The sequence below is a fragment of the Leptolyngbya sp. PL-A3 genome (genome assembly GCF_039962325.1).
Lineage (GTDB): Bacteria > Cyanobacteriota > Cyanobacteriia > Elainellales > Elainellaceae > Vacuolonema.
This window is the reverse complement of sequence record NZ_JAMPLB010000127.1, coordinates 1-8,764: the sequence shown is the minus strand read 5'-3', so window position 1 is coordinate 8,764 and position 8,764 is coordinate 1. Positions and strand designations below refer to the sequence as shown.

General features: G+C 48.9%; 8 protein-coding genes and 2 pseudogenes. 7 read left to right on the top strand and 3 right to left on the bottom strand.

Annotated features, from left to right (window positions below; genetic code table 11):
• The first annotated feature begins 252 nt into the window (after positions 1 to 252).
• The 5 genes from NDI52_RS34240 to NDI52_RS34220 all read left to right on the top strand — a co-directional run bounded on the left by NDI52_RS34240 (position 253) and on the right by NDI52_RS34220 (position 2,827).
• The gene (locus NDI52_RS34240; RefSeq protein ID WP_348257146.1) at positions 253 to 639 is read left to right on the top strand and encodes a hypothetical protein; all 387 of its coding nucleotides are present in this window, start codon (positions 253 to 255) and stop codon (positions 637 to 639) included.
• A gap of 260 nt (positions 640 to 899) precedes the next feature.
• Entirely contained in the window at positions 900 to 2,018 is a 1,119-nt protein-coding gene (locus tag NDI52_RS34235; RefSeq protein ID WP_348257145.1) for a hypothetical protein, read from the top strand.
• A 63-nt stretch (positions 2,019 to 2,081) separates the two neighbouring features.
• Positions 2,082 to 2,489, top strand: a complete 408-nt coding sequence (locus NDI52_RS34230; RefSeq protein WP_348257144.1) for an IS1 family transposase — start codon at positions 2,082 to 2,084, stop codon at positions 2,487 to 2,489.
• The gene (locus NDI52_RS34225; protein WP_348257143.1) at positions 2,490 to 2,732 is read left to right on the top strand and encodes an IS1 family transposase; all 243 of its coding nucleotides are present in this window, start codon (positions 2,490 to 2,492) and stop codon (positions 2,730 to 2,732) included.
• Positions 2,687 to 2,827 carry an IS1 family transposase gene (locus tag NDI52_RS34220; protein ID WP_348257147.1) on the top strand — a complete coding sequence of 47 codons (141 nt, stop codon included), beginning with the start codon at positions 2,687 to 2,689 and terminating at the stop codon, positions 2,825 to 2,827. Before NDI52_RS34225 ends, NDI52_RS34220 begins: the two co-directional genes overlap by 46 nt.
• Before the next feature lie 333 nt (positions 2,828 to 3,160).
• Here NDI52_RS34220 and NDI52_RS34215 read toward each other — a convergent pair whose 3' ends face one another.
• Both NDI52_RS34215 and NDI52_RS34210 read right to left on the bottom strand, forming a co-directional pair.
• A complete protein-coding gene (locus NDI52_RS34215) occupies positions 3,161 to 5,263 on the bottom strand; it encodes an FAD-dependent oxidoreductase (RefSeq protein WP_348257142.1) in 2,103 nt (700 codons plus the stop codon).
• 493 nt (positions 5,264 to 5,756) lie between these two features.
• Positions 5,757 to 5,936, bottom strand: coding sequence for a hypothetical protein (locus NDI52_RS34210; RefSeq protein ID WP_190773163.1), 180 nt, complete (start codon positions 5,934 to 5,936; stop codon positions 5,757 to 5,759).
• A 79-nt stretch (positions 5,937 to 6,015) separates the two neighbouring features.
• Between NDI52_RS34210 and NDI52_RS34205 the strand changes: the two are divergent.
• Positions 6,016 to 6,743 (top strand): annotated as a pseudogene (locus NDI52_RS34205) (IS1 family transposase).
• A 463-nt stretch (positions 6,744 to 7,206) separates the two neighbouring features.
• Positions 7,207 to 7,854 (top strand): GUN4 domain-containing protein, encoded by a 648-nt coding sequence (locus NDI52_RS34200; protein WP_348257141.1) that lies wholly within the window; start codon positions 7,207 to 7,209, stop codon positions 7,852 to 7,854.
• Positions 7,855 to 8,061: 207 nt separating this feature from the next.
• On the opposite strand, the pseudogene NDI52_RS34195 reads toward NDI52_RS34200, so the two are convergent.
• Positions 8,062 to 8,324: pseudogene (locus NDI52_RS34195) on the bottom strand (hypothetical protein).
• Positions 8,325 to 8,764 lie beyond the last annotated feature (440 nt).

Genomic DNA, 8,764 nt, shown 5'->3' with positions numbered 1-8,764 from the left:
TCGATCGATCTGTGGTCGAATTGGGCAGAGCAACTCATGCGCCTCAAGCCTCAAAAACGCTCATTCTTTCAACGAGGACTGAGGGCGATGCACCTGATTCAGACTGCCTTGTAACTTCTCTGTCACCCTCTGAGGATTTGGAGAGAAGGCAAGGGGTGGTGCCAACTCAAGGATTTCCCTCTCAAGCATGGGGAAGCCCTCTGTTTTCACAACGTCAAACTTTATAAGGGACAGTCGTTTGGCCCCATACATGTGGCGTTTGGCTATAACAACGTCAACGGGGAGTTCTGGGCCATTGTCGGTGATGAACCCACCTATCTGCACACGTTTGAGGAATACGGAAAACGCTTTGATATTGAGGAGAATTTTTTAGAGGACCAGTCCAATGGCTTCAACGTCCAGAAATCGGAGATTCGTTCCGTCTGTGCGCTCTCTCGCCTTTGGTTTATCCTGAGCCGTGGCGACTCTTTACCTCACAGCTCAAGGGATAGAGGTTGTGGAGTCGGGCAAGCGGCGTTGGGTAGACCCTCATTGGTTTCGGAGCAACAGCTATTTCCGCATTGGCTGAGACTGGGCCAAAACGGCTTTGAAGAACCAATGGCAACTGATTCAACTAGCTTAAATTGGTTTATCGCTTGATCTTGCAGCAGGATCAGGAGAGCCAGATAAACGAATTCAGAGATTGTGGAATCTTCCAATGGTTGAAAGGGTATTATAAGTAAGATTGTCCAATCCAATCTTCCTCGTGTCTTGCCAATTCAGAATGCAGATGAGTATTACAACGGTTCACTTCGCTGCAATTGAGTCTCCCTAGCTAGTGAAGTAATAATCTATCTTTGCATTTCTTCTCTGCCAACTCAGTGCATTGTAGTCAAGCTCATAAACTATCTGATAATAAAATGACTCCTGATTCATCAGTACCTTCAACTAGTTCTTCTAGTCTGCCAACTTCATTACCAGTAGAGCAATCGAAAGAAGAGAACTCATCAAAAGAAAAGATATCTTTAGGAAAGGAGATCGTTGCAAACCTATGTTTATTGATGTGGGCTATTTTATTAGCTGTGATTGGTATGCAAGCAGTGAGCGGGCAGGCCTCAACTATTATTTTAGAGTCTGCTGATAAAATAAATGGTAAGGGTAATGCTCCAACTTCAGGCGACACATCTTCGAATACTAAGGGTAATGCTCCAACTTTAGGCGACACATCTTCACAAAAGATAGCTGCTTCACAAAAGATAGCTGATCCTTCTGTTGCGTTGAGCGATTATCTTCAAAATAAATATCTTGAAAAAGATAAAACTCTTGTTCCACCTATCGGGATTGTACTTGATCAGCTTCAAGTCAACGTTAATTGGAGGAACCCTGAAGCAATTAACGAAGCAAACGGGCCGAAAGAAAAAGAACCAACTGCTGATGATTATGCTCGGCTATTTGCTATTGTCGATAACCGTCTTAGTGCAATGGCTAATTTCTCCCCTGAAGTTTTAGTAAGTAGTAATCTCAGGATCAACAACAATATTTTGCCTTCGGACTTTCGTTCGACAGAATTTAAAGATAAAGAAATTGATCTTCCTTTAGAGGCGGTTCTATGGGTAAAAGCAACACAAACGCTTAGCGCAGAAAGGAAGGCAAAGCTTAGTTTTTTGGATCTATTTGTTTTGTTGATCATTTTAGGTGGATTTGGCAGTTGGATATATCTTGTTAGAAAGCATGTAGACCCTAATACTCCAGTTAGTCTAAAAGAATATTTTTATAGGCCTCCTCTAGGAATGGCTCTCGCGATCGCTATTTTTATTGTTAACATCACACTTCACTCTTTTGTGTCTACTTCAAATGTTAATGAAGTGCGCCGAGAAACTTTGATATTACTAGCTTTTACAGCAGGTCTTTTGTCAGACAAAACTTATAATTTTATTGAAAGAGTTATACACGAAGAGATTAGTAAAAACGAAATTGTTGAAGTGGAAACAAAGAAAAAGGTCATAACAGAAACAAAGAAAGAGATTGTTAAAGAATAGGGTGGTGTTCTAGACGTGTGGATCTGAGACAACATATCTCTAAAGCTACCAGTACCTACTCCTATGGCTTCAGAACCAGTTCTATGTCCTACGTGTGGCAACTCTTATGTGGTCAAACATGGACAATCAGCCACAGGCAAACAACGCTACAAGTGCCACCACCCAAATTGCTCTCGTAGTACCTTCATTCGACACTATTTCTACCGGGGTTATTGGGGAGAGGTTAAACAGCAAATTGTTGATATGGCCATCAATGGCAGTGGCATTCGAGATACAGCAAAAGTACTGGGCGTTAGTCCTACCACCGTGATTGAAGAATTAAAAAAATTCCTCCAACGGGTGTCTGTTAACGAAGCGGTGCTGGAACGATTAGCTCAACCTGAAAACCTCGAAGTTGTTGTGCAACAAGTAGAAGAGGCCGAAATGGATGAGATGTGGAGCTTCGTTGGCAACAAGAAACAGGAGCGGTAGTTGTGGCATGCGATCGATCATCGAACGGGTGAGATTCTTGCTTACGTCCTGGCTCCTCACGTTGACGTTGCGTTGAAAGAGTTGATGGCACTGTTAGCCCCTTTTGGTATTCATCGTTTTTACACCGATGGTTGGGGCGCGTATGCCAGAATCCTTGATGAAATACTCATGAGGTTGGTAAACGCCACACTCAGAAGATTGAGCGCAAGCATCTCAACCTACGGACTCGAATCAAACGATTAGCACGCAAAACGATTTGTTTTTCAAAGTCTGAACGATTACACGATACTGTTATTGGGCTATTCATCAACCGTTATGAATTTGGTCGGGTCGTTTAGCCCCATCCATACGTCTAAAACACCACCTTTTCTGTTTGGGACAGTTCATCATAATGACGGACTGTGCTCAATTTGCTTGCTCTGCAAAATCAAGCCTGTCTCTTTTAGAGCCTATGTGAGTTTCGCCTTGATCTCGTCTACCGTCATACATTGCTATCTTGCGGGTTACACCGCTGCACAACAATGCACCCAACGTTAGGAACGTCTTATCTCTACAAATGCAGAATCCTGTGTGTTACCCTCTTGTGACCCCGGGCCTGTAGTCATAGGATAGGTTTCCAGCCTATCTAGATAAACAGACAGGCTGGAAACCTATCCTACGGGACGATCCTGCTAGATTCCCAGCTCTTGCTTTAGTACCTCGTAGAGGACGCGCGATAGTTCCCGCCGCTGCAGCGGAGTGCGATCGATTGGAGTGCGGGCAAAGGCTCTTTCATATCCCTGAGGTACGGCTCTTTTGACCAGGAAAGAGAGATGCTCCCGAGTGATGGGCTGATCGGGGCCGAAGCGGCCTTCCCCCAAGCCCGACACCAGGCCGTGGGCATAGAGGGTTTCGATGGGCTCACAGGCCCAGTGCTTGCCGGGCTGTACGTCAGTAAAGGTCGCTTGGCCGGGGGTTTTCTTCTCCAGTTTGAGAACTTTGACTAGGGCGGTGGCAGCGACGGCCCGGCTGACGGTAGCTGCGGGCTTGAAATGCAGGTCATCGGTGCTGGCGCTGCGGATAATGCCGGCGGCAGCGAGCACCTGAATGGCCTCGAAGTCACGGTCATCATGGGCAACATCATCGAACCAGAAGATGGGCACGCCGTTGCGGGTCAGAACGCCCTGGATGCGGCGCATATGGGCTTCTTGTGTAGCCAGCTCACGGGGTTGTATACCGAGCCAGACTGAGGCTGCGGCTAAGCAACCACTGGCTTCGCCAATGGCCCACTCCATTGGGTGCATGCGGTAAGCAGCATTGGTAATGTGGGTGGTGCCGAGGCTTTTGGCTGACAGGACCAGGCCATCAGTGTTGATGGGCACCAGCGATCCCAAAGGAAGGGAGAAGGGCAGGGCGATGACGTCTTTACCTCTTGGAGTAACGTGGCCTTTTTGGTCGTTGCCATGGAGATCTAGATAGTGGTACTGACCGATGCCGACTGAATCTTCAAAGCAGCGGGCTCTAACCTGCTTGGGAAAGAAGGACTCTGCCACGTCTTCGTGGCGGATGGTGGTCAGGGCTATACCCCGGCGGGCTTCGCGAATGTAGGGTTCTAGGGCGATGCCGTCGGCTGTCCAGGTGAGATCGCCGCGTGGCTTGAGGTCAGGAACGCCATGGGTTTGCAGGTAATGGATGTAGGCGCGAGCCCGATCTCGCGCCCGCTTGATGTGCAGCTGGCGATCTTCGCGGCTGGTGCCGACCAGGTAGCCGGGGCGGTAGTCGTTGCCGCAGCAGTGGCGATCGGGTTCTTGAGAGGTACCCCAGTTAATCACAGCGACATCACCGGGGAAAACTTGCTTTTCAAGGGGCTGCGATCGCAACACCCGTCTATACCGAAAAATCCCAAAGTCGCTGAAAAAGTCCCATTTCTGCCAGTTGCCTGCGCCATCTTTGGTATAGAACCGCCCGGTAAACTCATGAAGGTTGAGCCAGGGGTCTTTGCCATAGCCGGGGGGAGCTCCTACAGGAACGCCTTTGCCCGGGTGTGTGTGCTCCACCAGCACATCGAAGGTAATTGACTGCTGGCACTGAGGCCGGGCATCTATCGGCAGGATTGCCTCCCCGGTTTCGTGGCGAGCCTCCTGTCCCACCCTGGACTCAATGCCGCCGACCTCCAGCAGATCGCCTAAATCGGTCGCTTCAATGGTGACCTGAGCCCGGACGGTGAAGGTCGCCCCCGTTTGGGTATTTTTGAAAACTACGCCCTTGACCCGGCGACGGCCGTTGGGAGCAGGGCCGAACAGCACTTCTATGGGCTCGCTGTAGGGAATCAGTTTCAGCTTTTCGTGGGTCAGGTAGGGAACCAGCGCTTCGTTCATGGCAGTGGCGGCCACGACAGGGGTGGTGGCAAGGGGACTGACCCAGCCACTGCCAGGGTTTGGCTCCTTACGCCCTGCGACGGGCTGCAGTTCCCGTTGGCGTTCTCTAAATTCCCGCTGGGCTTTAGAGATGGCGAACCGCTCACCATCTACGTTGTGTGGGCCTGCTTTTTCCTTGAGTAAATCGCCATCATCTGAAGCGGGCAGGGCTTGGGCGGTAAACTGTCCGCCCACGACCATAAGGGGCTGCACCAGGCAGACATCCAGGTTGAGCCTCAGGGCCATTAGCGTAGCAGTGTAGGCCGCAGTGGAACCGCCCACCACCAGCAATGAACACGACACGGTCGTTCCTGAGGCGGGTCGGGTGAAAACGTGATCGGCAAAGACGCCATTCTTCTGGGTAACGGGGCCGGGCATAGCAGTTCCTTAGGGAGGGCAGAGGGTGGCGCACTGTCTGGGCGGACCAGGCTCATTAGCCCAGAAAATGCGCCGCAGCTTATTAGAGGGAGATTAGCCTCTTTGCTAGCTACACCTGCAATTCTCTGGAATTCGTAAAGAAAGCTGCCCGAAGCTTAGCCCGTCCATTTTTTGAACTAGGATGCTGTCTACAGTGCATTCTTCAGCCATGCGGGATTGGAGCCCCTTACACGCCCGTATTCACCGCACTGTGCAGACGCACAAAGGAGCGCTCCAGCCCTCGCAAGGGTTGATAGCTGTCGGATCGCGGCTACTGGTAGCGGTATCGGGCGTTTATTAATCAATTTTTCGAATAAATCAGCTTACCGCCGCCGGGTATACCCTCGAAGCTTGGTTCTTTGGCAACTGACACTCCTTCTATCTGCTTCTATAAGGCAACCTCTAGCTCTTGAAACGTTGTATTTAGAACAGGGTACACACATTAACTTTCAGCCTATTGAGGCTCAACCGATAAAAACATTAATGTTGTCACGCGGTCAAACGATAATTTAACAATATTGTTGCCTGCATTAATGCTGGCTTCTCCATCATCATCAGCAAGTTCACGGAAACTTTGAGTAAGCCAGTCACCAAGTTCATAACCTGGAGCAGCCTTTGTAAGAAAAATCAACATATAAGCGACAATGACTGGTTGTGCCTCAAAGAAGTGTGGGTTGATAAACTAGGGACGGAGGTATTAGGGTCTTCTAGCCATGCAATGTCCCTTTTGTGAACATCCTAAAACTCATAAACATGGTCGGACTCGCAAAGGCGTACAGCGGTTCAAATGTCCTTTGTGTCACCAAACCTTCACCGATACTATTGATACCCTCTATTAGGGTCGCCAGGTATCTCCTGAAGAAGTGCATACGATTCTGCAATCCCATTGCGAAGACAGTAGCTTACGGGGTGTCAGCCGTATTAGTGGACGAGCCTATGGCACCGTGGTCAACATCATCCGCAAAGCCAGCGAGAAGGCACAAATGGTTCATAACCAGGAGGTTCACTCCGTTGATACCGATAGAGTCGAGAGTGATGAGTTATGGTCCTGTGTCAAAAAAGCAAAAACACGTCTTACCCGAAGGAACTGGTGTGTAGTACCGAAGGTAAAACCGGTTGTTTTGAGTGGTATAGCGATGGGTGGTCAGCTTATGAGCGAGTGCTAGCCGACTGGGTAACCCTCTGGGTAGGTAAAGCAGGGACTCAGAAGTTGGAACGAACCAACGGTATTTTAAGAGGACAGGTTGGACGATGGCATCGTCAGCAGTACAAGTTTGGCAAGGTCTGGGAACAAAGCAAGGTTACTCTGCGTTTAGTGGTGAGCTATTTCAATTGGATTTGGGTAAACAGTTGGACAAAAGATACAGCGGCAGAACGGGCTGGATTTGCCATCAATGCTTGGTCTTGGAATGATTTTGCAACTTACCCCACACTTCTTTGAGGCACAACCCTTTTGTTTTTTGCCAGAACCAGGGAATGAGATGGGGGTGGGTTGCGTTATTAATCCCTACGGGTGGGGGCGATCGCTATCCCCTTGGATATCAGCGTCACCTCTAGCTTTGCCTACATTTATTTCTGGGCATCCTTCACTCTGATTGATAGTTCTTGGTAGTTGGGGATGGGGAGTTGGATGTCAGGGAAATGGGGTAAAGCTACTGTATTAGCTTTTCAGGATGTCACTATTTGGTTGATGCTATTCCATAATTCGTAATTCTCTAATTCGTATTCTCATACCAACTTCAACAAAACCCATTGCAGATGATTGATTCAGGCGTTAAGTTGGTACCGTTCATTTTTTATGTACATGGCTATCCTGCCGTTGGCTGATGACACACCTCAACACCGGAATGCAGTATAGAACTGGTGTAGCTAAGGGTAGCGCCATCCTATTGACAGGTTGTTTCATGTCTTCCCACGAGTCATTTGAGAGCGAATCAAGCGTTTCCTCAGACCCCAAAAAGCGGATACCGGGATGGGTAAAGGGGCTAGGAATTGTGGCGATCGCCCTCAGTCTGTGGCCTTCGCTCTGGCGCGATGTTCCTTATTTCCTGGGGTATGGAAAACCAAGCTTAGACTATCGCTCTCTGGAGGCAAAGCTTCAAGAGAAAGACTGGGATGCAGCGGATCAACTCACCACAGAAGCATTCCTGCAACTGGCAGAGATCAAAAGCTCACCGTTGCTCAGTCTCGATGCGGCATGGTTTCATCGTGTTCCCTGTGCTGACTTGCAGACGATGGATAGGCTATGGACTCAATACAGTGAGAGGCGGTATGGCTTGTCAGTGCAACGGGACATTTTCCTGGCAGTACAAGCTCAAAACCCAGACCACCCTGCTAATAGGGAGCGAGGGCTGAGGGCTTTAGAGAATATGGATCAGTTTACAGAGCAGGTTGGGCATCCTGCCCTTAATCACCCTCAGAATAAGGATGCACCAGGGCATTACCCATCCTTCAGTATCTTAATGAAACCCAGCAACATATCCATCATTTCTGGCAGCATTCCGTTTGCAACTCCAGAGGTCGTAAGGCGAATTACCTGGTGTCGTTTATAATCATCACTACCTTGCCGCCGTAGGTTTAGGAAGTGGTTTAACAAAGTAAGAGCACAAGAGTCACGAGTGGCTTAGTCTCAAGACCATAGAGCCAGTGTTTCAGTCCTACTAGGCTGGTTTAATTCAGTTCTGCCTTAACGGTGAATATTGAGACCGCATCGATCCGCCATTGCAATCGGGTGATTGTGTGGGTTATGGACGATCACCTCACTCTCCGTAAGCAGTCATTTCAAAACTCAAAGGAACCATATTTCCAGTCCTTGTCGATCCCAACCACATGGGTTGTTGTGGGCGGATTAGTTGCCCCGTAAGGAGACGGTTTCCTTTGGGAGTAATTGCCAACTCCCATCATGTCGTAACTCGTCTGGTCGCACCTGTCGTTCCACAAACCGCCAGAGCACATCTCGAATGAGGGTTTGATACCCCTGTCCAGAGATTTCCCGCAATCGCTCTTTAAGTTCCGGTTCCAGTCAGATACTTGTGACCTGCAGTTCCAAAGTGCTACCTCGTTTGGGTGTATTCATAACCAACGCCCTAATTTCTATAAAAACCTGAGTTCGGGTTAAGGGCCTTTTCGAGTGCCGCGCGTTGCGCGGCACTCGAAAAGGCTCATTTTGGCGTGCACTATGTGCACGCCAAAATGAGCACTTCAGCTTATCCCGAACTGAGGTTATAAAAGGGTGGACAATCCAATACTACAAATGTAATATGTAGACATCCAGAATTGTAATACAAATACTACAGCCTTCTATGATACGCATCCTTCACGCCGCTTTAGCCAGCGTCCATGTTCGACCGAGTTATCGTCAAATCTGGTGTACGAAGAAAGATTAAGCGGCGTTCTTGCTGATGTCGGTTTTTGGGTCTACTCGGATCCCATCCTTGAATTTCACTCCTTCAATCACCTCCC

Excerpts from the sequence above, each read along its gene's own strand:
- NDI52_RS34230 (WP_348257144.1), top strand. The coding sequence starts at position 2,082 with ATGGCTTCAGAACCAGTTCTATGTCCTACGTGTGGCAACTCTTATGTG.
- NDI52_RS34210 (WP_190773163.1), bottom strand. The coding sequence starts at position 5,936 with ATGTTGATTTTTCTTACAAAGGCTGCTCCAGGTTATGAACTTGGTGAC.
- NDI52_RS34235 (WP_348257145.1), top strand. The coding sequence starts at position 900 with ATGACTCCTGATTCATCAGTACCTTCAACTAGTTCTTCTAGTCTGCCA.
- NDI52_RS34200 (WP_348257141.1), top strand. The coding sequence starts at position 7,207 with ATGTCTTCCCACGAGTCATTTGAGAGCGAATCAAGCGTTTCCTCAGAC.
- NDI52_RS34215 (WP_348257142.1), bottom strand. The coding sequence starts at position 5,263 with ATGCCCGGCCCCGTTACCCAGAAGAATGGCGTCTTTGCCGATCACGTT.